The sequence below is a fragment of the Saprospiraceae bacterium genome (assembly GCA_016719615.1).
GTDB lineage: Bacteria > Bacteroidota > Bacteroidia > Chitinophagales > Saprospiraceae > Vicinibacter.
This window is the reverse complement of sequence record JADJYQ010000001.1, coordinates 1,030,803-1,055,046: the sequence shown is the minus strand read 5'-3', so window position 1 is coordinate 1,055,046 and position 24,244 is coordinate 1,030,803. Positions and strand designations below refer to the sequence as shown.

The following is a 24,244-nucleotide window of genomic DNA, read 5'->3' as shown; positions in this document are numbered from 1 at the left end:
CTTGTCAAATCGAAACAATACCAAATGCCCTCAACAACCACATGATGACAATAATAACGGCAACAACATTGAGGATACTTTTGATCTTTTGATCCATTGGTACAAAGTTATTAACAAGCCATAATATGACTCCAACAACAATCAGCACAATAAGTATATTTAATAGTGGCATATGAAAATTATTCTTTAAAATGTGAATTTAAACATTAAAAATGGGAAGTGGATAAGACCACTTTCCAGTTGGGAACCTGGGTATTAGGATCATCTTCAGCAGTGATAAATATTTTCGTGGGTTTTGTGGACGTGACTGTTTGAAAAGATGCTTTTAGCCCTTTTGAAAAAGTACCCGATGATGTTTTTATTTGCCCAATATTTTTGGTCATATCCTGATCCGTCTCCATCCAAACGATGTATATCTTGCCGGGGGTTGTAACCTGTCTGGTTCAGCCAAATTATAGATTTCCATATCAATGCTATAATTCTTATTCTTGTCTACCTTCATAGTTACATTACCTTGTGCAGCAGGCACTACAGATGAATTTAGGAAGGCTATTTTTTAGCACAAGATGGAAGCGCAAGCAGCAATAGAATTGAAAGGCTATAGTAAAATATGAAATTTATTTGTTTCATAAATGTAAATGTTCTCATATTGATTCATATTTATAAGGTGAAATAAATGTAATTCCGAAGTGATTTTACACTTTGATACTCTTTAGGAAATCTATAAGTCCGAAAACCTGCAGCAACCAAAGTATTACTACAATGACAGCTACTGTATTGAGTATGTTTTTAATTTTGTTGTCCATGGGAATATAATTATTAATCAGCCAGAGAACAAAACCAGCAACAATTAATACGATTAAAACATTGAAAATTGGCATAACTGATTTTTAAGAATTTATTTAGATGATTGTTTAAGCTAAAACTTTTTTCGTGCGCAAGAGTAAGAAAATACCCGCTACCAATAAAACAGCACCCAAGTATGGCGACAATTCTACAAAGTTATTCTTTTTTGTTTCTATTTGTACAGGCCCTATTTCAACCAATTTCTCAGTCGTTTGATAATTAAAGCCATTATAAGCAATCATAATAACACCAATGATAATTAATATCAGGCCGGGTACTTTTGTTTGCATGTGGTACTATATTTTTTTAAAAAATTATTACGAGAGAATGATTTATGAATGAATGTGCGAGGAACAGAGCAGTCGTTGCATTCATTGTTAATTTTACTATATGGAAGTAACTGTTGGATTTCAAATACCAAAACAAGAACCTTTGTCTATGCAGGTAGAAAAAAGCATTTTATAATACGAATTTTATTATCAATAAGTATTTTCCGATTTAATAAAATGGATTACTCATACAAAGCTCAAACTCTTCTACCTCAAGTGCTTAAATGACTTCATTCGTTTATAAAAGTGTTATTTAAACACAAAATTACCTTAAAGCAAAAGCACTAACAATAATATTATGAGTAGAATGCCACCAAGAGAAAGATAAACACCTCCTCCATTTGCTTTGAGTTCTGATTTTATGGCTTTCACCTCATCGCGTAATTCCTTTTTTTGGATGGCTGATAATCCTCTTTTATCCATTTTTTTAATTTCCGTCAGCCTTGCATTCAAAGTTTTAGCAACATCCGCTTCAGATATTTTTATTTCTTCTTTTCGCTCGGGAATGGCATCGACAGATGCTGTCAATTGCGCTGACAAAGCGGGTATGAGCCCAAAGAACAAGGCACTCATCAATAAAATTTGAATTAAGTTTTTCATGATACTGATTTTCTTCTGAGACTTATCTATCCCAACAATGCAAATATCCGATAAGCAATGTGTGTTGACGTTATACAATCCCAGTAAAAACTTACATTAATCCTACTTCCAGGACAAATCACAAGTCGAATTTTCAATGTATATAATCCATTATTTGATCTCCCATCAATTTATGCTCTCAATTCTTTTTCAAAATCGATAAACACCTGCCTCCATTTACTAACTTCATTACGAGCTTGCTCCATTGAATTTACGACTGTATCAAATTCTGAATCCACTTTGGCATCAAGACTCGAAAGTTCGAGCAGCAGCGTACCTACTGAATTTGCAGCATTGGCTTCACCGCCTATATAGTCCCACATTTTCTGTTTAATCAAATCAGGATCATTATAAATCAATCGATTCAACAAGGCATAAAGCCCTCTCCTTTCCAGATTAAAACTCGCCTCCCGAAGTTTATCGCAAAGTTGAAATTGACGGTACTTAGTTTCCCATCCCGGAAAACTTCCTAATTCACTGATTAACTGCTTGGCCTTTTGTTGATCTCCAAACTTCAATTCAGAAATAACTCCGGTGAGATGTTGCTTAAGAATGGTAAGCGTTTCGTCAACTAGTTCTGCAGTATCTGCTACCGCTTCCAGCATTTCTTTCCGATGCTTCTCAGGTATTTGGAGGGCAGATTTAACACCAGAAACTAATTCTTTGAGAATGTCAAAAACTTCTTGAAAACCCGAAATATTTATGGGCATATATTTACTTTTAAGATCTCAAATTTAATAATTAAACTTGGTTTATAAAAACAATTCAAAAGTATATGAGGCCTTACTTAAACCATTGTCGCAAAATGAACTTACGCAAATCCTAAAGCTATTGAAAATGAAACAACAAAGGAAATATAAAAATTACAATCAAAGCCCAAACAAGATATATAGGCAAATACCTTGCAATAGCGATTTCAACTCTTGAGCTTATAAATTTCTCTTTAACACTTTGAAAGAGTTGATAGGTGAGCAGACATAAATGCAACAACATCAAAACATTCGAACCCATAACAGCCATTCGGTTGGGAGTCAAGCCCCATTCTGAAATTCGGAAGAGAATGGCTGAAAGCGCAATTGCATTTACAATAATGGTGATGCCGGTTAAGGCTAATAATAAATAATGTCCGGACTTACTTGTTGAATTGTGTGGATCCGCTGAAATTGAAAAAAATACAAGTGCCATAACGCCGATGAGCAATACATTAAATAAGAGAAGAAATTCCCTGTCATTATAGGGGTCTTTCCCTGAGTACACCACTGCTATGAGATAAACGATGAGCATGACGATCACGAGGGGCGTAAAGATTTTGGCCACTACGGGTGCTATCATTTTGACCAGTTGCGGATTCGATTGTACCAGATACGCTCCCAATATGGGAACTGCAGGGAGACCAAATGCGAGGATGTATTTTTCAAAAAATGGCTCTACATTAATGCCTATAAGTTCGAAGAGTCCGAAACTAACAACCGTTAGTAATCCCCCGCAAATCAACTTAATCGCTGCGATCACCAGGAGTTCGCCGTTGAACCGGAGAAAATCCAAACGTTTGTGAACATCCATCAGCGCTGACCCGGTGAAAACATAAGCAAGGACAGCCCAAAGCACAAGGGGCAAATGAATACAGGCAAGAATCAAGGTATCGCTGGGCAAAATATTGGGGAGCGTATTGATGTAGATAACAGAAATCAGGAAAATTAAAAAACAATACCCAGACTTTTAGAAGACAAACGGTTTTCCAGGCGAGGTAAAACGTCAAAGTTGGAAACACCGCAAAGCCCAAATTGCGGGGATAAAAATAATCCTCTGAAATGCCCGTAAAGTGGGGAATTTTTGCAATTAATCCCGAAACAATAATGGCCAGCAATACCAAGAGCAATTCCTTTGAAGAGCCCCAGGATATACCTTCGTTTTCAAAATTTAAACGTTCGTTCCAAAATGGAGCTGATTTGGAAGCTTTGATTTCGGGATATAAATGGTTGAATTCCCTTTTGAATTGGGATTTATCTTTCCGGTACAATTTTTCAAGTTCCCCGGGTGCATCCAGATTATTTAGAATTTCGGTTCTCATCGGCGGGATTGCTGAAGTGTTTTGTGTTTCCATTTTTAAATTCAGTTTAATATTTTTAAAAAGTACTTTGTTTTTCAAAGTTAATAAATAAAAAAATTCAATTTGATTTCCGGATCAGTTTTTCAAGAGCATCGAGATGCTCGCCAAATGCTCTTTTACCGGATTTTGAAGCGGCATATGAGGTATTTGGCTTCTTACCTACAAATTGTTTTTTGACCAAGATGTATTTCAATTTTTCCAATGCCTGAATGTGGCTGGCCAAATTGCCATCGGTGATTTGCAAATGCTCTTTGAGGGTGTTGAAATCGACCGAATCGTTGACCATCAGGATTGACATGATGCCCAGGCGCACCCTGCTTTCAAAGGCCTTATTTAAATCTTCGATGAAATTTTTCACGCTTCGTATTTATAGTAGCTAATGATCCCATACGTTATATGCACGAGTCCAAAACCCAAGGCCCAGAACAGTAAGCCGTATTCTAAAAATAAAGAAGCCAACAAACCAATACAAATTTGGACGAAACCTAAATAGCGAATGTGTGCCATGGTGTATTTACTTGCATTGATTAGTGCTAAGCCATAGAATATCAATGTTAGTGGCATTATAAATTTTATTTGCTGATGATATAAAAGAATGATGCAATACACGCCTCCGACGATGAGTGGTATACATAAATTCAACAACAGTCTTTTAGCGGTAGGATCCCAAATAGACTGGCCATCCTGATTTGCTTTCCGGATGGTAAGCCAGGTGGCTGCAGCAATGGAGACCAGCAACACGGTCAGAAGAATGATCCCAATAAAGTAATATGCATTTGGATTGGACTCAACGTTGAGGAAACGATGATATCCGGCTTCATCAAAGGAAAGTCCCAGGAAACTATAAATGGCGGCAATCCCTGCTAATGCTGCCATCCCGGCAATCACGCCCGACAGTCCGCTCAATGACAGGAATCTGGACGAGCGCTCCATTAAGGACCGGATTTCTTTTAAGGTTTCTATGGGTTCATTTGCTTGCTTCATTCAATTGATATTAAAAGTACTTTGAAACGCAAAGTTAAATAAATATGTTGTTGATTTTTAAATATTTTATTTTGGGCTTCGTAGGGTGTTTAAGATAGCCACGAAGGCGCTAAGGCACTAAGGACCACTAAGCTTTCCACTTTGTGGTACTTTGTGTCTTCGTGACTTTGTGGCCTCGCTTTTTCGAGATCTTCATTTTATACGATATTTATTAATGTTCGGAATTCTATTGGGCTTTTTATTGCCACGAAGGCGCTAAGGCACTAAGGACCACTAAGTTTTCCACTTCGTGGTACTTTGTGTCTTCGTGACTTTGTGGCCTCGCTTTTTCGAGATCTTCTTTTTAGGATTCGATATTTATTAAAGGTCGGAGCTCTGTTCGGCTTGTTATTGCCACGAAGGCACAAAGGATCACAAAGGAATAGAAAATAAGCGATTATTAATATTGCATTAAAGAGCTTTGGGCTTTAGGCTTTAGGCTTTGGGCTAGGGCTTTGAGCTTTAGGCTTCATCTGTGCCCCGAAGACGCAAAGACACTAAGGCCCACTAAGTTTTTCCACTTCGTGGTGCTTCGCGTCTTTGTGACTTTGTGGCGAATAATCGCATTCCATATTGGCTAACGATATTTTTCACCTAACGAGGCATATCATTAAAACTGCGCCCTCAAGGCAATGACAAAATTTCTTCCGGGAGCAACCAATCCAGAACTATAAGTTTTGTAACGCTGATCTGTTATGTTTTCAATACCTGAGCTTACAGACCAATTTTGATGCAATTGGTACATTGCTTTAAAATTAAGCGTATACCATGAAGGCGAAAAAGGATTTCCGTTGGCATCTATAGCATAAATAGCGGGCTTGCCTTGTTCTTCCGGATTCAAATCTTCGAAACGAACTCCTGCACTATATGTCGCATAAACTTGCATGTCCAATTTGTTTTTGTGAAATGCCAAAGAGCTCAATCCAAATGCAGGTGCAGCATGTCTGGAGGGTTTAACTTCCCCATTGTCCATTTCTTCTTTTCCGACTTGAATATTATATTTTGAAATCAAACTAAAACCTTTGCCCAATTTGATTTCAAGCCCGGCATTAAATCCATAAACTTTTCCATAAGCTGCGTTCTGAATGGCATATACTTTACTCAATTCCCCATCATACAAAATACTATCCTGTCCATTGACTTGAAACGCTCTTCGAACCATTGCAGCATTCAGATAAGTATAAAAACAGGCCAACTCAAACTTTAATCTGTCACCAAATATTTTAGTAATGCCTATCTCTGCATTGTAAGCGTGTTCTGCTTTTAATGAAGTATTGGGAACGATGACTTCACCGGAAACAAAATCAAATATTTTCCCGATGTCATCGACATTTGGTGCACGAAATCCAGTACTTGCATTGATGCTGATTTTAAAACTTTCCTCGGGTCTGCAAACCATACCCACACTTCCAATAATTGCAGAATTCTTAACATTTGATTCCACAAAATCAAATGGAAAAAAATCGAGATGCCTTGCAAAATCCGATTGAATATCAAAAGCTCCAAATCTCAAACCGGCTTGCAATAATAATCAATCGGATGCGAGATATTGATAATTTCCATAAGCGGCATAACTCGTCCACGTGGATGCAGGGTATCTATCGGGTACGAGAATTGGATTTCCACTTCTGATATCAGTAGCTGTCCCTCTAGATTTTACATCATTTAAAACATATTCAAGACCATAATATAAACGATGCTTATTGATGTTTTTTTCAAAATCCAAATTCGCAGAATATGCCTGGACTTGCTCTGCATTATTACGCAAACGATGATGATTGAATCTCCGATCAATCCTGCTCTCTTCAAAATACTGATGCGCCAGGCGCAATGTAACTCCATCGTACAATTTGTTGGGCCCGGTATATGCTATTGACAAATTATTCATACTCCAAATTTGCGGACCATAGTTCCATACAGCCGAGACAGGCAGGCCGTTGCTTTGTTTTTCAATAAGACGATCATACCGCGAAAACTCGGAGGTTTCAGAAAAATGAAATCCATATTCTATATCCCAATTTATGGTCGGCGTGAAGCGAAATTTTTGCATGAAATTGATTTGGGAATATGCTGTTGGGTTCTGAACCCTGGGATCAAGATTCTCAACAACTCTGTCAATACTGTCTATTCTTTGCACATAGAATTGTTTGAGATATTCAGCGGGGCCATTTTTTCCCATTCTCAAATTACCATATTTCGAATAGGTCATACTGCTAACTGATGCCCATTTATTCCAACCGATATTTACATCAAAATGATTTGTGATTTCATCATTTGCCGATGAATATCTGCTTACTGCTTTGCCATTGATCAATAATTGTTCCGTCGAGGACATTTGCGGAGTTAAGGTCTGAAAGCTCATGACACCACCGATAGCATCGCTCCCGTAAATGATAGACCCCGGTCCGAAGAAAACCTCTGTATTTTCAATGGCAAATGGATCCAATGAAATAACATTTTGAATATTCCCCGCTCTAAAGATGGCGGAATTCATCCGAACTCCGTCAACGGTATATAATAATCGGTTGGTTGCAAAGCCCCGGATCATGGGACTCCCACCACCTTGCTGACTTTTTTGTATAAAGACCTCACCCGAAGAAGCCAATAAGTCAGCAGCTGTTTGAGGATTATATGAAGCCAGGTCTTTTGGAGAAATAACTGCTATTTTAGAAGGAATGTTTTTTGATGATTGTTTCCATCGGGTTGCAGATACTACGATCTCTTCGAAATGCGTCGTCGTAGCCTCCAAAAGAATCTCAAAATTCATCTGCTCAATTTCTGCATAATTTTTGACGAGAGTTTTATATCCAAACCTTAGGATCTGTATCATTTGGGCATTCCGGAATGCAGTGAAATCTGCCTGGCCCTTTGCATTTGTAGAAGCAAAAGCTTTGGGTGCTTCACTCAATAAGGTCACTGCTTCAATGGCTTCGCCTGTTAGTTGATCTTTGATACTTATTGTTTGGAGTCGCGCACTGAAGGCGAAGGCCGTAAATAAGCAAAGTATGAAAATTCGTTTCATTGTGAAATCAAATTATATTAATAAATAAAATAAATACAGTCCGCTTAATTACAGCAGACCATCTTAAAATGAAATAAATAAATTTGATCAAACGAATTTCGGAGGCGGTGCGGGAGGCACTATAATCGTTGAAGTAAAATATTCATGAACCTCGAAAATGCGCTTCTTTTTTGGAGTGATAGCAATATCCAGTGAGATCAATGGTTCAGTGATAAATAGCGATTTAAAAAATGAATATAATCTTTCTTGGTGATCCCTCTGCTCAGGAAGATTTCCCACTGCATAGTTGGTCAATTGGTCCAAAAGTTTGCAGAGTTTAGTCTCTTTATAATCCCACCAGCACCAAAAATAAGTGGTATCCCCAACTATGTTGCGTTCGACAACATCGAACATTTCGCCTTTGAATTTGAATTCCTTTGAATGTTCCCATTGCAATTGAGATTTCATTTCTTCATCCGTAAATTTCAATAAAACCAGGTCTTCCCTATCGATACCTGAGATGAGCAATTTTTTGACTTCCTTTTTGACCTGTCTCTTTTGCAATTGCAGATAGCTATAAGTCATACAGGCCGGCACCAGTAGACAGGATATTAATAACAAGCTGATAAATTTACTATTCAAAGCTTTGGAATTCAGCAACAAGTTAAGGAAATAAACAGATTGGATAGGCCAAAATATAAAGCATATTTGAATTAGAAAATTTCAACTAGCCAAAAGAAGGTAAGACTCTATTCTTCTTTTTGAATAATATCTATATCCTTAATAATATTACCAGCTTTTAACTTTTCCATTTCTTCTTCAGAAATGTTGTCCGAATCCGTTATCTTCTCATTGAGCTTATCATTTGTTTTATCATACCAATTCAATCCCGAATATTTATCCACTACCCAAATAGAAACTAAAATCACAATAACTCCTATTACTGTCGCAGTTGACCTGTCAATGCCTAGTCCACCTTCTCTATATATCGCAACTTTTAACACCCAAGTTAATAGCATAGTAAGAAAGCCTACACTAACAGAGCCTAATATTCCATATACCCAATAATTCTCTTTTGCTTTGTAAGCCTTGAAAAAAAAGTAAACAAATGAAAGTAAAAATGGAATTAACATATTTCAAAATTAAAGATATTCATCAAATATGAAATAAAGGTAACTCATATTTAAAATAAATAAATCAAAATATACTCAATATTTCTTCTTCAAATATTCGATGGATGCACCCATGATTTTATAAACAGCCTCCAGCTTAAAGTCTGATAACTTCTTAACATAAATACAGGCCTTTCCCAGTTTGAATTTTCCAAGGCCTTCTAGTAAATGTTCGTGTTCTTTGGCATCTGTACAGACATAAATCGAAATAGCCGCTTACCTGAGAGAAAATCCAAACATTGGCCAGTCCCCTTCCTGGCGGCTTCGATCTGATTTATAATGATACATGCTAAAACCTACAATAGATTGGTTCACATTTTGGGTTCAAAGCCTGTGAATTCATGCATGATTTTTACCAATTCAAAACTGTCTTTGCGTTTTTATTAGGTATTGGCAAAATTGTTGATGAATTCGGTAACGGAGGCTTCTTGTTGTTTCGTTTTAAATTCTGCCAAAGTAGAAAAGTTTGGAAACAAATTTGTTTCATTCCATGAGGGATTCTCAATCAAATTTCGGATGCGTTAGGTTTCTCAAGGGCATACATTGGGTTCCTGCAAATTTGCGCAGATCATGCACAGATTTAATAAATTCAGAATTCTGCGAACTGTCTGCGCAAATCTGCGGGAAACAATACGGATTAACCCATAGAATGCAAGCCCACTTTATTACCTTCGGTATCGCTGATGAGGGCAATAAATCCATTGGCTCCAATTGAAGTTTTAGCCAATAGGATCTGACCACCGGCAGCTTCAACTCTTGAAAGAGGATCACTGAGATCATCACCTCCATTGAGGTAAATCAGAGAACCATCCATAGAAGGCTCATAACCTTCGCCCTCAACAATACCACCGGTTACGCCATTTTGCATATCGCCAGGCAGAATGCCATACTTCATTTCAGGATGAGGCATGTCTTCGATGGCTGCATTAAATAAGGCTCCATAAAAAGCTTTCGCTCTGTCGAAATTTTTGACCGGAATTTCAAACCAGTTAATTGAATTTGTCATTTGTATTTGATTGAATTAATTATAGAATTTTATCTTAGAAATTTCTAATTTCTTACTTGAGCAAGTTATCTCTACTTTGCTGAAATAACTACCCAAAGTAAACGATTCACAAATGAAATTGTGTGACCGGGGATTAAAGAAATTGTAAATTTTTTTGCTAAAGCTGAAAAATGTATACTCCGCAACATGATTTGTAATACATGCTTCTAAAGCATCTCATTAAAAATCAAAACTAAAATGTAAATTCTTTATTGTTGAAATAATTAAAAGATTATGATTTCAAATGCCTGGCGGAGCAGAGTCTATGCAGTATTATGGATGAGAAATTTTATTTGAATTTAGTCTGCATATTTTGCAGATCTCTCCTTGAATCCCAAATTGAAATGATTTTTAATTCGGAATCGTTAAATTTATAAATTATGTAATAAGCCTTTATGATTTTGATTCTGGTCTCAGTGATATGATGCCGCTTTCCGATTTCTGGCATTTTAGCCAATAATTCAATTGCCCTTATTATAAGTGAATTCAACTTTACACTATATTCCTTTGACTTATTTCGATGAATCCAGTAATGAAGTATTTCAATTCGATCAGACTGAGCCTGATCTGACCAAATTATTGTTCTCGCAGCCACTTTTCCGTTTCTGAATTTGCTTGATCATGTGATTTAATTTTTCCCGATAAAATATCTTGTATGCCACTATTGATTTTATGAATTGCAATTTCAGGTAACATTATGTTTGATGCATCAATCTCCAACTCCAATAATTGAATTGCCTCCAATAATAAATTTTCATCCTCAATAAGATCTATTTTTTGATGGAGCCTCTTTTAAATCCGAAACAATCATTTTAAATCAATTTACTTGTAAATATATAATAAAAACTGGAAATCCTAATAAAATTTAGAAATGTTAAACTCAACTATTTATTGTACTTAGAATTGGTCAAGAATTGAATCTTAGTGTTTTTCTCTTGTATGCTTCAAGCATTTTTCTCTAACTCCACAAAATCCTGTCGTATCGGTAAAAATGCATCGATGACTTTGCAAGCTGTAATGGCCTTTGCCGAATGCGGAATATTCGAAGGAATAAATGCAGACATCCCTGGTTTTAATATTTTTTGTTCTCCTCCAAGTTTAAACATAAGCTCACCTTCAACGATATGTGTCCATTGCTCGTGGATATGATGATGTTCGGGAAGTTCAGCGCCTTCATCAATAGAAACATGTGCAAATGTCATTTGATCGGAATGATAAAAACTCGCAGTAAATCCTTCCCAGATTATAATTTTTTTCTGTGTTGTGAAATTTATAAATGGCATAAATCTTTTTACAAAAATGGAAACTTATTTTAAATAAAATTGACATGATACCAGCAGGAAGATTTGTATCATCAAACCTTCAACACTCCTCTAAAACCCCTCGCTGCATAATATGACTCTGCACCATTGTGATATATAAAAACATGATTAAACCGGCGGTCTCCAAACAATGCACCGCCCAGATTTCTGATGGCATCGGGAGTAAGAATCCAACTGGATGTTTTCAAGTCAAATTCACCAATAGTTTGAAGGACTCTGTATTCTTCTTCGGTTAAAATGCGAATGCCCATAACTTCTGCCAACTCCATTGCATTATCTGAGGGCTTATTGGCTTTTCTGGAATCCAATGCCTTGCGATCGTAACAAAAACTTCTTCGCCCTTTCGGACTCTCTTCGGAACAATCAAAAAAAATGTATTCGTCTGATTTTTGGTTATGACCAATGACATCCGGTTCGCCTCCGGTTTCTTCCATTTGATATAAGCTCCAGAGTTTATCCGATTGAGATTTCAACTTCGCTTCCAACTTTGTCCACTCCAGTTCTTTATGGCGTTGCATGTTTTTCTCAAAGCGAGATTTTAATATCGAAAGTAGTGATTCGCTTTGTTTGGGAGTTAGTGATTTAATCATGATTTTAACCAATGATAAATTATATTTGGTAAGCTAACAAACTAGAATCAATAACTGAAGTCATCAACAACAAAATTAAACCTGGCAATTCATTTCAAAACAACAGGAAAGAAAGAAGTGCTACCCGCCCCTTTTCTTTTTCATATTATTTCTTTTCAAAGAGTCCAATAACTCCTGATCCTTTGAACCATGTTTGATTCCGGTATTTGGAGAAATCCTGATACTTGTATCGTTTGGCGGATTCATTGAATCTTCAGGTTTTACGGAGCTTCCATCTTTGCTGTTTCCTGTATTCTTACCGCCGGTTGTCGATCCTGTAGATTTCGTGACCCCTCCTCCAACATTGTTGTTGCAAGAACTTGATAACAGAAGGATACAGAAAAGTATATTAATGCTGGATAACAATTTTTTCATTCGCTAAAATTTGCTGATTTTGTACAATCGATAAAATATAAACGCCAGAAACCAATCCTTCTGTATTCATTGAAAATGTATTTTCCCCTAATTGTGCAGTACTCTTCAACAATTCTTTGATGATAGTTCCGTCTTCACTTGTGCAGATCACTTTGGCTAGGCCAGTTTCAGGAGCCTGAAAGGTAAACGAAATTCTTTTTTGCACCGGATTGGGCCATACGACAAGTTTAACTTCGTCTTTGACATCGCGGTTTGCGACAGGCCCTGAATCGTGGACTTCAGCTGCATGACTTTCCCATTCTCCATCAAAATTGCCATGAGCCCCGGCTACCAATACACTTGGTGCATTCATGCTGTAATTCCTGCAAATGCCTGAATAATCTCCCCATCGCTGCACATCATTGCCGCTAAAACATTCAACCTCCCACAAGCCTTTGACATATGTTGAGCCGGACCAATTAAAATTATCATCTACATGCACTACTCTCGTTTCAGGATAATCGTCAGCCGCTGATCTTGCGAATTTAATCATCGCCGATTTACCTGTTGTCGTAGTAGCATAAGATGCGATGGAAGGATAAGCATAATCATAATCTTCTAAACCAAAAGATCCTTTGGTAGCGGTTCGATTGCCCACGTTGACCCTGTAATAATGAATTCCATTCCATTCATCGGGTCTCTTGGCTGCATGCACAAAATGTACAATACCATTCAAATAAAAGCCACTCAAAGCCCTACAATCGTTAATACTCAGTTTGCAAGTTGTACCACGTTGAAAAGCATCTGAACCTACTTCATAAGCTGGAACAGTAATTTCATAATAAATCATTTCGGGATTATTACCCAGATCATCTGTAAGATCATAAAGCCCAATTTTATTCCCCTGAGCAGATTCTGAGGCGACAATATAGGCACCTGGACCATAGGTATTATTCAATCCATAACTTACCGGTAGTAGTGTAAAATTAATGTCGCCGTCAAAGTTTGACCAGTATACAAATTGCAGATTTTGTCCGTTGTAACCGCTAGATTTATTGATTTGCCATAATTGAGAGTCTGAAAATTTACTATCAGAACCATATAAATTGGCGGTCAAAATAACTTCGTTGTTGGTGACTGCGATTTTGGATAATCAAAAAAGCGTCCTAAGCCGGTTTGGTCGCCTCTAAGTATGTACCGATACCAACCATCATTTGGATTTGCTGTTTTTGAAAACAACAAAGCCACTTTATTATTTTCAGAAGTACCGCAATGTTGCACGTACATAAAAAATCTTCTTGCCACGGGATCAAAAAGCACTACCGGATCACAGTAGGAATCCCAACCAGGATAGTTCAAAAAAGCCTCAAGTGTTGTCGTATAGGTCAGACTTCCATTTCTCGAATAACAAATTGAAGAATTTGCAGCTGTGACGACCCAAGCCGTATTTCCGATGGCAATCGTATTGTCCATTGGAGCACTTCCTGTAAATGGATTGGTATCCCAACGATCGCCCACTTCCGGATTCAAAGGCATCAGGCTATTTTGGACATCGACTTGATCACCGGGAACATTTGCAAGAGTTGAACTGCCTCCCAATTTTAAGATATGGTTTACCTTTTTTAATGAATCAATCAAATCCTGATCAGGCCCACGATGGCGAATGGTAGTTTTTCTCTTATAGGCTATCACTGGTGTAAATGACAGATCCAATGATGGCGGATTGGAAAAGCCATCACAGGGCATATATTGTATTTCACTTTTAATGCCAACGGATCTCCCACCGGGGCGGGTCTGCTTTGGCTTCATTTCCTGACCAAGAAGTTCGGTAATAAATAAAGCCAATACAACTGTTCCGAAAAATTTAAAGACTTTCATTTAGATTAAATTAGTAACTACGAAATTACAAGAAAAGCTGGTCAATTAATGATTGCGTTCAACTTATTTTATAAATCCGTTCATTATGAAAGTATTAAATGGAGATTGCCACAAAGCTCAAATGTTAAAATTCCCTTCCAGCACCTGAACTGCTTGGCCCGTTATAAACACTTTATCGTCCTCGAATTTCAATTCCATTTCTCCTGTTCGCTCAGAAGATTGAAATGCCCGCATGTGATTTTGATTTAATTTCGCAGACCAATAAGGTGTTAAAAATGTATGAACCCCACCCGTAACAGGGTCTTCATGGGTACCAGACCAGGGCCAGAAAAAACGATAGTGAAAATCAAAAGCTGTGCCCTGCGAAGCTGCCGTAACGCAAACTCCATTTATATTCTGGTAAGATTGAAGCAGCGCTGAATAATCTGGCTTCAGCTGGTCTAATGCATTACAATCTGCCATTTCTATGAGTATGATCTTTAATTCAGTATTATACCTTACACTCACCACCTCTTTAATGCCCAAAGCATTGATCATCTCACCAGGAATTTCGAGATCCAATAATTTATATGTTGGAAATAACATGGTCATTTTATCGAGCTGCTTTTGCACGATCAATTTTACACCATTCACATTTATAAAAACAATTTGATGCAGATCTGTTATCTCGAATACTATTTTTGCAGCAGCCAATGTAGCATGTCCGCAAATGGGAATTTCCTGTTTAGGCGTAAAAAATCGGATATTGTATCGATCTCCCGAAATATATTCTACAAAAGCTGTTTCGGAGAATCCAATTTCATTGGCTACACTTTGCATCATGGGAACTTCTAAAGTAATTTCAGGAAAACAGACTGCAGCAGGATTTCCCTTAAACTTTTGATTCGTGAAAGAATCGACGAAATAGGTTTTCATAAACATTTATTTAAAAAATAAGCCATAATGCGTTTGATCAAAAGGATTCGATGATAATAACAATCTTAAGCGTCCAATGTTGAACATCTTCAGATAAAATGAACATGTTTGGCTTGTCGAATATTTTCAAATGTTTTTAAAATCATAGATCGTACATTTAGGCCCTTTATCAAATCTATTCAATAAACTCCAAAATTGATATATATAAGGTTTAAAATGAAGAGGATAATTTTAAAACAAAATGAAAATTCTAAAGTAATTTAAACATGAAAATCGCATTGTTTAGCGTAGCCTTATTCATCAGTATCGCCTACTTTTTTGCGACCCGAAAATCCGGTAAAAATTTTGAACGAGATATTCCCTATGGGCCATTTACTATACGTGCAAAAGTTGGATCATCCCGAGATTTCAATATGAATTATGGGATGGTTGACCGCACCAGTATTGCATATACAGTATTGTTTAAGGGCAAGGCTATTGAAATGCCGGGAGATTTACAAAACAACACCGGATTGCCCTATATGTGGAATGTCTATGTCCTGGGAAGTGTCGAAGAACCGATGTTGATTGTTGGCAGTCAGAGTCTCTACTTGATTTACATCAAGGATGGTGTCCCTGTTGTAGAAGCTTTGTTAAAACAATCGCAAGATTTTGCTTCCCTGCAATTTTTGGACAGCGATAAAGGTCAGCCGGGACCATTTATTGAAGTTTTTGCTGAAAGTGATACCAACAATATAGATCCATTGAAAAAACTCGAAGGCGGGCGGTACTTGATGGTAGGTGAACAAAAGGTGTTAGATGTACAAACTCGAGATGTATGGTCATTTCATGTGGGTAATGAACCCATTGACAATTATTCATTTCCATCACCACATGGAGCTCTTGCCTTTTCCCCTGATAAAAATTGGATTGTGTTTTTAGCTGAGTTCCAATCCTGGAACAGCTCAGATGAGGATTTACCTGAATCTGAACATGCATTGATCGCATATGATTTTAAAAAAGATACTGGCTATTCAGTAAAATTCGATGATACAGAAACGCGGTTGATCAATATTCAGGAAGCTAATTTGGATTGGTTCCATCGCTTGTTTGAATGGAAAGAAAAAGATGGCGCCATTCGATTACAGCGCATTCCCCATCAAAAGCCGGAATATTGGACCGGACGCTATAAATCCGAAGATGGATATTATACCTTGTTTCCTGTAAAACCGGGAATACTACCTGTGTTTCTCGATTTCGTGTTGAAGCAAATGAATTGGACCAAAGCACAAATTGTTAAAGAGGAATTCCACGAATACACCGGACGCTGTATTGATCTTGCATCAGGCGAAACAAAACTGGATCTTCGATTCAAAGAAGATGAACAATCCCTTTCTTTTAGCAGCCATCTTTATAAAGAAAAAACGGAAGCAGATAAATTGCTCATTCAAAAAATTGCGGCAGCATTTGATGCAGAACTTAAAGCCGGCAAACACCAGGAACATTTTGGTAAAATCTTAAGCGAGACAAAAAAAATCCGGGGCTTATACAAATTAGATTAATTTTTATAAAAACGCAGAATGCAGCCCCCGATGATAAAGATAAAACCTATAAGCAACATCGAAACATGAAGCAAATTGAAATCTTTGACCATTAAGACTTGTATCCCGATCCACCCACAAAGCAGCATTCCTTGTAATATTGCCAATAATGAGCCCAAGCGATTTTTGCGCAAAATAAAAATGGTTGCGATCACATTCATGACGCCGTTCACGATGAATAAAATGATACCGGGGATCATATAAGAGTCAAAAGGCGAGTATTGTAGATAATCTGTATTCATACCCAACAATTTGCCTGTTGGATTCCATATGAATAAAATACCTGCAATGATGGCATTGATCGCTGTCAATAATAAAAGCGCTACGAGTAAACGTTTGATGGCACTTGCAAAAAGTTACCTGCATGTTAATTGTATAAATATGTTTCCTTCTGATAAGCCAAATGCCGGATATTTTCCAAGACTCTTCTCATATATCTTTTCCAAAATAATTTTGCGAACAAGACATTGAAGGGGTAAAGCAAAATACGGTTAGAATATAAGGTGTATGTGTATTCTACAAATATTTTATTGGATTCCAGTTCCGTTGTTTTCCACTCGCCCTCAAATTTATAAAAGCCCAGCATCCAAGATTGAAAATCACTGACCTCAATTTTCCAATATTTATTTTCTATGCGCTCAAGGACTTTATCAACAGATGCAAAACCACCTTTTTGAGAAATAGACTTGGCCACAAATATTTTTTTGCTGTAACCCGGCTTTCCCCAATTGTCATCATCTGTGCAATGGGTCACTTTGGGCATGATGCCATAGCCGGTATGTATTTTTGAAACATCGCAGAACATGGGTGTTTTAAAGGCTCGTTCAAGAGAGCAATTGAAAATGCTTGTAATACTAACGTTTGTGATCATATTAGAATTTTATTCGCGTGCAGTTTCGTTTCCCGCGGATTTCGCAGATTACACGCAGATTAATTCACTAGCGTAATCCTAGGTGAATTATCCGGCTGTTGACTGGAATTCAAAAATACTCTTTATAATTATAAATCCTTTTTAACAAAACATTCAATCCATGCAGGCCCCAGGCCTGGTTGATAATAATAATACAGGCTATCGTCGTGAGAAACCAATTTCGGTCGATGCCCAATTTTAATAGAACTAAAAGTGCTATTCTCCAATTTAAACAAATATGCATTTTCCAATACAATTGAATCAAAAAACAAACTTACGATAGAATCTTGTTTGGCTTTCAATAAAAAAACTTTCACTATACTGGTATCATAAGAGAATTCTGGAATTCCATGTCCGCCCCATGCAGTCACAACTTTGATCCCGGAATATTTTCCAACATAAGCATCGCGTTCATCCAATGCATTATTATCACAGGCCATCCATGAAGCCACAAGAAGTGTCAATGCCCATTTTACATATTTTCCAAAGAATACCCATTTACAGTCAGCAAACATATACTACAATGATTAGTTAGCAGGATGTTTCAAATTACTATTCCAGATTTCTCTATAAATCTTCCAATGGCCATCCTCAGTTTTCCAAATCGCAATAAATTTTCCTTTATCAAAGCTCCCTCCATTTCCATCCGGAAAATCGTAAATGCCTTCTTCCACGACCAGATCTTGAACCCCGTAAATTTCTTTTTCGCTGATCACAATTTTGAAGTCTTTATTTTTTCCGTCATTGTAATAATATTGTATGATGGAATCAATGCCGCAAACAGATTCCATACCTTCCGGCATAGCGCATGCATCTTTGCAATATCTTTCAAAGTACCATGTCCGATCGCCGGTTTCGAATCGTTTTCCATAAATGAGATTTGCTTCTCTGATAATACTTTGAATACTTTTCAGTTCAAATTTCTTATATAACATCATGTCTACATTGTCCTTACATGCCATAGAGAAAATTATACATAGGTAAATTAAAATTATTTTCATTTTGATTTCTTAATTTATCTTGCTTTTAGTAAAAATCAATTACCAAAAATGATATTTTATATTTTAAAAACCTTACTTAAATATGAATGATCTATCAATACGAACAAAATCCCAAAAGGTAATTTTTTTAAGTCGATTTGGTTTAAGCCTGATGCTAATTTCTGTTGATGTAAGCTTTTTCCGGTGCCGTCAAAAAGGTCCACAAATGCTAATTTCGTTCTTTTATTGTCAATAAAAAGCGTTTCATCACGGATGGATAAATCAAAATCTTCATTCCTGGTAACGAACTTCTCACTATTAACATTTGTGATCTTGGAACAATCATATTCGTATCCAATTTCCGGATTTCCAGTATTAAATGCTTTCGCTCCAAATATATCATTATAAAAACAACGTAAAATACCACCTTCTCCCCCATCTACTGCGACTTCCAATTCATCAAAGGGTAATATATAATGCTGTAAAGCCCCTACGTTTTTTAGAACTGTATCAATGCGATTTCCAAAATTATTGAATTTGTATCTAGCTATTTGACCTGAAACTTTTTGGCCTGAAATCATGGTTTCGAAAGTATCAAGTATCGAAATTAGCAAGGTATCTCTTGACCCTATATTCCTATTTACAATAGACCATTCAGTGCCAATCTTAGCAATAAAATTATATAAAGTATCGAATTGAATTGCATCTTCAGAATACAAAACAACTCCATTATCCGATTGCAAATACACCGGATTCATTTGCCATGTCGAAGCTGAACCACCCATTCTCGATTGCAGGGTTAGTTCTTTTTTGAATATTTTTGTAAGTCTGCCGTTTATAAATGTATCTCTATCAAATTGTACCTGACTTATTCCATATGACCAAAAACCCCGATGATTGTAAACCCATTTAGAATCATTTGAGGCAAACTCCTGAGCATATGTATTGCCATAAGTTGAAATGACTAAAATGAAATTGAATATAAATTTCTTCAACATGCACCTAAATATTTCTTATATCAATATAGAAATTATAATTATCAGAAATAAAATTTCTAGTTTTATAAAATAATTATTTTGCCAAAATCACCATTCCTGCCCCATCTAAGATCCAATTCTTTTCCAAAATTGCGGTATCCGCATCACAATAATTTGCTTCATAAATGATGATTTTATCTTTTGAAATCAAGGCTGCTTTCTGTATACACCCTTCTGCTATATCGTCGTAGGCGATGGTTTTGAAATCGATCAAGCGAAAATTGTGATCAAAATTAGCGAGATCCGTCCTAAGCTCATGCTCTCCGACTTGTGTTGTAAACACGACCGTTACAAATTGCTCAGACAGCGGTATCCGGTAACGCATTTCAGAAGACCTTATATCTTTGAGATCATATGGGCTCACTATAGCAGCTAAGTTAAATCGATATAATTGTTCCTGGGAGAGAAGTGCGCTGAACCTGAAATTATCAAAATTCGTAGAATCCCGGAATGGTGTATTTCTGACGGGTAAATTTCTGAGAAAACTGAATTTTAAATTAAAAGAATCGGTTTGAATATTTCCATTACTTAAAGAATTTGCATCTCTACTTATTGAGGATGACTCTTTTTTGCCCATTTCAGAGCAGGAAATGCACAAAGTGAATGCAACGATCGTCAGGTATTTCATTGTTTAAAAAGAATTAGGATGAATTGATTAAAAATTATTGCCAACCTACCAAAGCAAAAATAATCAATTATTCTAAGTTAGGCTTGAAACACCATGAGATCCCAATTTAATTTTCACTTATTTCCTCAAAATCTTTTCCATTGATTTCCCTTTGGCCAATTCATCAATCAATTTATCCAAATACCGAATCTTTTGCATGAGCGGATCTTCGATATCTTCGACGCGATAACCACAAATGAGACCCGTAATTTTTGATACATTGGGATTCAGCCGGGGAGCTTCAGTAAAAAAGTTTTCAAAATTGCATTTAATATCGAGCTGTTGCTGAAAGCTTTGTTCATTATATCCTGTGAGCCAATAAATAATTTCATCTACCTCTTCTTTAGTCCGCCCCTTTTTTTCTGCCTTTTGAAGGTACAAAGGATATACATTAGCAAAAATCATTTTAAAAACGCGTTCGTTATTTCTGGTATTCATACATAGTAAGACTTAAATTTGTATATGCTCCAAAATTCTTCCAATTTCAGGCAGCTTTTCTGCGTTGAACGATACCTTTGACGAAGCCAGAATTTTTGGTTATATTTTTGATCACATGTTTAACGCCAATGGGAACATCAAAATAATCTCCGGCGCTAAAACGCACAATCTGTCCTTCAAAGTCACATTCACATGCGCCTTCAATGATGAGAAAACTTTCTGTGAAATCCTCTTCGGGATGTTGGTCTTCTACCAACTCGCCATATAGCCAAACTAAATTCATTTCAACATCCGCTGTTGCTTTTAATGAGTGAATGGCAAAATCATCCTCACGATATTCCGGTTGCAACTCCACTAATGCCTCTTTCCATGCAAAGGCATCGCTATGCCTGGTAATGAATGGTGGATTTTTCAGATCAATCGTTTCTTTGGCAAGAAAAGGCTCTAAAAAATGTAGTGTACGGGATTTCAAATCTTTCGAAGCAGAAAGGTCCTGCCGGTAATTTTTCAGAGCTGCTAAGGTTTCATCGATCTCCATTTGAATTTCGGGGTATCGGGATGCCAGATCAAGGAGTTCGCGGGCTTCATCTTCAGGCAAATTTCCCAAACAATAAGATTCAATGACGCCGGACGATATATATTGATGGAGTTCAAACATTTTTCAAATTTTTTCTCAAAATAAGCAATGCGGTCCGGGTGCGGGTTTTTACGGTACCCAAAGGAAGGCCGGTTTCGTCTGCTATTTCCTGCATGGTATATCCTCTAAAATACTGATAATCTATCATTTGCTTTAAATGCGAGTCTAATTTATCAAGTTCCTTTTCCAAGCCAAGATAATCAAGCCGCTGCATTTCAGGGGCCGGGCCTGCAACAGCTACGGCGGATTCTTCATTTTGGATCTTCCTTTTCTCCAAAAAATAATTGGATCGCACAAAATCCAGCGCTACGCGACGGGCTATAATGACCAACCAGGTAAAAAGTCTCCCTTTAGTAGGCTCATAAAGTTGAATATTGCGCCAGATTTTTACAAAAGTATCCTGCACTAAATTTTCAGTGTCCGGTTCTGATTTGGCAATTTCAAAAATGACCTTATAAATGGCTTGTCCGTAACGGTCATACAATTCGCTGTAAGCCGAATGCTCAGCCCTTTTCAGACGCTCAACGAATTCGCACTCGGCTATATATTTCGAAGCTAAAACCTCCAATTATGTTTATTAACTGACTTCAAATTTAACTGTCGGCAGAAACTTTTTTAGAAATTTTTTCACCGATCTAAATCCAAATATCAAAACCAGTCGTAAATGTTTCCGAATTGACGATAAAAGAAATCCGTTTTCAAAATCGTCAAGGCAATTCAATCAAATTTAAAAACAAAATAAATCTTAAACACATGAAAAAGACAATTTTACTTTCGGCGTTTGTTGTACTCTTTGCAAGCGTCACAATAATCAGTCAGGAAAAAAGAGCCGAACAAATTGTTACCCATTATTTTAATTGGTTAGATGCAGGGGACCTGGATGCTACAGCTTCCTTACTAACAGAAGATTTTAAGGCGACTGCAGCCTTTGCTCCTGTAACTTTTGACAAAAAAAGCTGGCGAGCTGTGGGTGAAAATTTCAATACCGCATTTCCAGGTATGAAACACGAAATTTCAGATTGGTTTGCCGATGGAAACAAGGTCGTAGTGAGTGGTATATTTAAAGCCACCAACACAGGTCCAAACATGGGAAATCCAGCCACTGGCAATAAAGTTAGTCTTGCCTTCACTACCCTATTTCTTCTCGATGGAAAAGGCAAAATTAAAATGTTGGACACGAAATTCGACATGAAGTCATTTGAGGGACAGTTGATGGCAGGTATCAATCCACATGCAAAAGCGGAAGCCAATATTCGCAAGGCCTATGCTTCACTGGAAAAGAAAGATTATAAAAGTTTTGCCAGTGTGTGCACTCCGGAATTCATGGAACTCGGCTTGAGTCCCGAACCGATCAAAGGTGTATGGAATGCTGTTGAAGCTTACAAATCTTTTTTAACGGCATTTCCAGATACGAAGTTTGACATCAAAGAAATTATTCCTGCAGGCAAAAACAAATACTACCTCCATGAATGTGTCAGGTACCAATACCGGAAGTTTTATGGGTATTCCTCATACCGGTAAAAAAGCGATGGTGGAAGATATGGATATTGTGGAATTGAATGATCAGGGACTTTGCATTTCTCATAAATCAGTGAATCCAAATGGAATTTTGTACGCTGTCGGAATCATGGATAAACTCGATCCTTCGAATATGGCCGCAGAAGCTGCTGCTCTTGGGATTATGGCTGCAGCAGATGCCGGTGATACCGAAAAGTTAGTATCCTATTTTGCACCGGACGCCAAACATTATTTCAATGGGATAGCGAACTCCAACGACGAGTTAAAAAAACGAGTGACAGGATTTAAATCAGGATTTCCAGATGTGAAACGCAGTTTAACAGTTGTTGCGTCCGGCAATGGTGCAGTTAGCGTACAAGGTTGGTTGACTGGAACAAATACAGGCATGTTCATGGGCAATCCTGCGAGTGGAAATAAAATTAAAGTTTCCGCATTAGGTGTGTATAAATTTAATGATGCTGGAAAAGTAACTGAGGCATGGGTAGAGCTCGATGCCGCTACAATGCTCGCTCAATTAAAAGGTGAACAAAAAATGAGCACGGTTAAAGCAAAAAAATAATATTCAAGAAATGTACGTGGCACTTCGAAAGTCGTGCCACGATTTTAAAATATTTTAATCAACATCATATGAAAAACATACATTTACTTCCAACTTTGGTTTATGCAATTACAGCAATAGCTTGTACGCAACAGACTCCACAAACAAGCGCAATAATCGATAATTCAGCTATCAGCAAAAAAGCCCATTTGTTATTTAGTGAAAATAAGTTCGATAGTGTAGCCATTTTGGTAGGAGACAATATTCAAGTCATCAATTATGCCTCTGGACAAACATTTAACGGTAAGGCAGAATTTAGAAATTTTATGACGGGTTTCAAAACAGCATTTCCGGATATGATTATTAAGCACACAAATGTTTTTGAAGATAATAAGGGCAATGTAGCCCTAGAGTTTGAAGCGATTGGTACACATACCGGGCCATTCATAATACCAGGCGATACTTTACCTGCTACCGGCAAAATCGTCACATTATATGTGAGTGAAACACATCGGATAGAAAATGGAAAGATTGTAAGCATACATAATTACCAGGATTCCGGATCGCTATTGGCCCAATTGGGTATGTTGAAATAAAATTTTACTACGCCAACACAAAATGTAAGCGAACAACACGTTGGTGAATAAATTATTGAATAAATTTTTCCCAAGCTAAG

28 protein-coding genes and 3 pseudogenes are annotated in these 24,244 nt (G+C 37.1%); 4 read left to right on the top strand and 27 right to left on the bottom strand.

Annotated features, from left to right (window positions below):
- Positions 1 to 206 precede the first annotated feature (206 nt).
- From IPM92_04350 to IPM92_04265, 18 genes and pseudogenes are all read right to left on the bottom strand, one after another.
- Positions 207 to 630: pseudogene (locus tag IPM92_04350) on the bottom strand (hypothetical protein).
- A 284-nt stretch (positions 631 to 914) separates the two neighbouring features.
- Complete coding sequence (locus IPM92_04345; GenBank protein ID MBK9107617.1) at positions 915 to 1,136, bottom strand: hypothetical protein; 222 nt, start codon at positions 1,134 to 1,136, stop codon at positions 915 to 917.
- A gap of 309 nt (positions 1,137 to 1,445) precedes the next feature.
- Positions 1,446 to 1,775, bottom strand: a complete 330-nt coding sequence (locus IPM92_04340; GenBank protein ID MBK9107616.1) for a hypothetical protein — start codon at positions 1,773 to 1,775, stop codon at positions 1,446 to 1,448.
- A gap of 170 nt (positions 1,776 to 1,945) precedes the next feature.
- Positions 1,946 to 2,524, bottom strand: coding sequence for a hypothetical protein (locus IPM92_04335; GenBank protein MBK9107615.1), 579 nt, complete (start codon positions 2,522 to 2,524; stop codon positions 1,946 to 1,948).
- A 118-nt stretch (positions 2,525 to 2,642) separates the two neighbouring features.
- Positions 2,643 to 3,885 (bottom strand): annotated as a pseudogene (locus tag IPM92_04330) (hypothetical protein).
- 97 nt (positions 3,886 to 3,982) lie between these two features.
- Positions 3,983 to 4,282 carry a transcriptional regulator gene (locus tag IPM92_04325; GenBank protein MBK9107614.1) on the bottom strand — a complete coding sequence of 100 codons (300 nt, stop codon included), beginning with the start codon at positions 4,280 to 4,282 and terminating at the stop codon, positions 3,983 to 3,985.
- The gene (locus IPM92_04320; protein ID MBK9107613.1) at positions 4,279 to 4,908 is read right to left on the bottom strand and encodes a hypothetical protein; all 630 of its coding nucleotides are present in this window, start codon (positions 4,906 to 4,908) and stop codon (positions 4,279 to 4,281) included. Before IPM92_04320 ends, IPM92_04325 begins: the two co-directional genes overlap by 4 nt.
- Positions 4,909 to 5,557: 649 nt before the next feature.
- Positions 5,558 to 7,969, bottom strand: a pseudogene (locus IPM92_04315) (TonB-dependent receptor).
- A gap of 87 nt (positions 7,970 to 8,056) precedes the next feature.
- Positions 8,057 to 8,590 carry a hypothetical protein gene (locus IPM92_04310; protein ID MBK9107612.1) on the bottom strand — a complete coding sequence of 178 codons (534 nt, stop codon included), beginning with the start codon at positions 8,588 to 8,590 and terminating at the stop codon, positions 8,057 to 8,059.
- A 107-nt stretch (positions 8,591 to 8,697) separates the two neighbouring features.
- The gene (locus IPM92_04305) at positions 8,698 to 9,081 is read right to left on the bottom strand and encodes a hypothetical protein (GenBank protein MBK9107611.1); all 384 of its coding nucleotides are present in this window, start codon (positions 9,079 to 9,081) and stop codon (positions 8,698 to 8,700) included.
- A 676-nt stretch (positions 9,082 to 9,757) separates the two neighbouring features.
- The gene (locus IPM92_04300; GenBank protein MBK9107610.1) at positions 9,758 to 10,126 is read right to left on the bottom strand and encodes a VOC family protein; all 369 of its coding nucleotides are present in this window, start codon (positions 10,124 to 10,126) and stop codon (positions 9,758 to 9,760) included.
- 328 nt (positions 10,127 to 10,454) lie between these two features.
- Positions 10,455 to 10,760 carry a type II toxin-antitoxin system RelE/ParE family toxin gene (locus tag IPM92_04295; protein ID MBK9107609.1) on the bottom strand — a complete coding sequence of 102 codons (306 nt, stop codon included), beginning with the start codon at positions 10,758 to 10,760 and terminating at the stop codon, positions 10,455 to 10,457.
- A gap of 349 nt (positions 10,761 to 11,109) precedes the next feature.
- Positions 11,110 to 11,448 carry a cupin domain-containing protein gene (locus IPM92_04290; GenBank protein MBK9107608.1) on the bottom strand — a complete coding sequence of 113 codons (339 nt, stop codon included), beginning with the start codon at positions 11,446 to 11,448 and terminating at the stop codon, positions 11,110 to 11,112.
- A gap of 71 nt (positions 11,449 to 11,519) precedes the next feature.
- The gene (locus IPM92_04285; protein MBK9107607.1) at positions 11,520 to 12,077 is read right to left on the bottom strand and encodes a DUF4256 domain-containing protein; all 558 of its coding nucleotides are present in this window, start codon (positions 12,075 to 12,077) and stop codon (positions 11,520 to 11,522) included.
- 120 nt (positions 12,078 to 12,197) lie between these two features.
- Complete coding sequence (locus IPM92_04280; protein MBK9107606.1) at positions 12,198 to 12,491, bottom strand: hypothetical protein; 294 nt, start codon at positions 12,489 to 12,491, stop codon at positions 12,198 to 12,200.
- The gene (locus IPM92_04275; protein ID MBK9107605.1) at positions 12,466 to 13,587 is read right to left on the bottom strand and encodes a T9SS type A sorting domain-containing protein; all 1,122 of its coding nucleotides are present in this window, start codon (positions 13,585 to 13,587) and stop codon (positions 12,466 to 12,468) included. The genes IPM92_04280 and IPM92_04275 overlap by 26 nt, the downstream gene beginning before the upstream one ends.
- A complete protein-coding gene (locus IPM92_04270; GenBank protein MBK9107604.1) occupies positions 13,584 to 14,348 on the bottom strand; it encodes a hypothetical protein in 765 nt (254 codons plus the stop codon). The genes IPM92_04275 and IPM92_04270 overlap by 4 nt, the downstream gene beginning before the upstream one ends.
- Before the next feature lie 117 nt (positions 14,349 to 14,465).
- Positions 14,466 to 15,263 (bottom strand): PhzF family phenazine biosynthesis protein, encoded by a 798-nt coding sequence (locus IPM92_04265; GenBank protein ID MBK9107603.1) that lies wholly within the window; start codon positions 15,261 to 15,263, stop codon positions 14,466 to 14,468.
- Positions 15,264 to 15,529: 266 nt separating this feature from the next.
- Here IPM92_04265 and IPM92_04260 point away from each other — a divergent pair, with 266 nt between their 5' ends.
- The gene (locus tag IPM92_04260; GenBank protein ID MBK9107602.1) at positions 15,530 to 16,804 is read left to right on the top strand and encodes a hypothetical protein; all 1,275 of its coding nucleotides are present in this window, start codon (positions 15,530 to 15,532) and stop codon (positions 16,802 to 16,804) included.
- On the opposite strand, the gene IPM92_04255 is transcribed toward IPM92_04260, so the two are convergent.
- The 9 genes from IPM92_04255 to IPM92_04215 all read right to left on the bottom strand — a co-directional run bounded on the left by IPM92_04255 (position 16,801) and on the right by IPM92_04215 (position 22,080).
- A complete protein-coding gene (locus IPM92_04255) occupies positions 16,801 to 17,154 on the bottom strand; it encodes a hypothetical protein (protein ID MBK9107601.1) in 354 nt (117 codons plus the stop codon). The two genes, IPM92_04260 and IPM92_04255, sit on opposite strands and share 4 nt — an antisense overlap.
- 56 nt (positions 17,155 to 17,210) lie before the next feature.
- On the bottom strand, positions 17,211 to 17,714 hold the full coding sequence (locus IPM92_04250; protein ID MBK9107600.1) for a hypothetical protein: 504 nt from the start codon (positions 17,712 to 17,714) through the stop codon (positions 17,211 to 17,213).
- Between the two features lie 128 nt (positions 17,715 to 17,842).
- Positions 17,843 to 18,268 (bottom strand): hypothetical protein, encoded by a 426-nt coding sequence (locus IPM92_04245; protein ID MBK9107599.1) that lies wholly within the window; start codon positions 18,266 to 18,268, stop codon positions 17,843 to 17,845.
- 12 nt (positions 18,269 to 18,280) lie between these two features.
- Positions 18,281 to 18,715, bottom strand: a complete 435-nt coding sequence (locus tag IPM92_04240) for a nuclear transport factor 2 family protein (protein MBK9107598.1) — start codon at positions 18,713 to 18,715, stop codon at positions 18,281 to 18,283.
- Positions 18,716 to 18,810: 95 nt separating this feature from the next.
- On the bottom strand, positions 18,811 to 19,731 hold the full coding sequence (locus IPM92_04235) for a hypothetical protein (GenBank protein MBK9107597.1): 921 nt from the start codon (positions 19,729 to 19,731) through the stop codon (positions 18,811 to 18,813).
- Positions 19,732 to 19,804: 73 nt separating this feature from the next.
- Positions 19,805 to 20,398 (bottom strand): hypothetical protein, encoded by a 594-nt coding sequence (locus IPM92_04230; GenBank protein MBK9107596.1) that lies wholly within the window; start codon positions 20,396 to 20,398, stop codon positions 19,805 to 19,807.
- Between the two features lie 117 nt (positions 20,399 to 20,515).
- A complete protein-coding gene (locus IPM92_04225; protein ID MBK9107595.1) occupies positions 20,516 to 20,875 on the bottom strand; it encodes a DUF2200 domain-containing protein in 360 nt (119 codons plus the stop codon).
- Between the two features lie 46 nt (positions 20,876 to 20,921).
- Entirely contained in the window at positions 20,922 to 21,533 is a 612-nt protein-coding gene (locus IPM92_04220; GenBank protein MBK9107594.1) for a hypothetical protein, read from the bottom strand.
- A complete protein-coding gene (locus tag IPM92_04215; protein MBK9107593.1) occupies positions 21,526 to 22,080 on the bottom strand; it encodes a sigma-70 family RNA polymerase sigma factor in 555 nt (184 codons plus the stop codon). Before IPM92_04215 ends, IPM92_04220 begins: the two co-directional genes overlap by 8 nt.
- 185 nt (positions 22,081 to 22,265) lie before the next feature.
- Between IPM92_04215 and IPM92_04210 the strand changes: the two genes are divergently transcribed.
- The 3 genes from IPM92_04210 to IPM92_04200 all read left to right on the top strand — a co-directional run bounded on the left by IPM92_04210 (position 22,266) and on the right by IPM92_04200 (position 24,164).
- Positions 22,266 to 23,033: an ester cyclase gene (locus IPM92_04210; GenBank protein MBK9107592.1), complete on the top strand. Its 768-nt coding sequence runs from the start codon at positions 22,266 to 22,268 to the stop codon at positions 23,031 to 23,033.
- Positions 22,978 to 23,589: an ester cyclase gene (locus tag IPM92_04205; GenBank protein MBK9107591.1), complete on the top strand. Its 612-nt coding sequence runs from the start codon at positions 22,978 to 22,980 to the stop codon at positions 23,587 to 23,589. The genes IPM92_04210 and IPM92_04205 overlap by 56 nt, the downstream gene beginning before the upstream one ends.
- A gap of 68 nt (positions 23,590 to 23,657) precedes the next feature.
- A complete protein-coding gene (locus IPM92_04200; protein MBK9107590.1) occupies positions 23,658 to 24,164 on the top strand; it encodes an ester cyclase in 507 nt (168 codons plus the stop codon).
- Positions 24,165 to 24,244 lie beyond the last annotated feature (80 nt).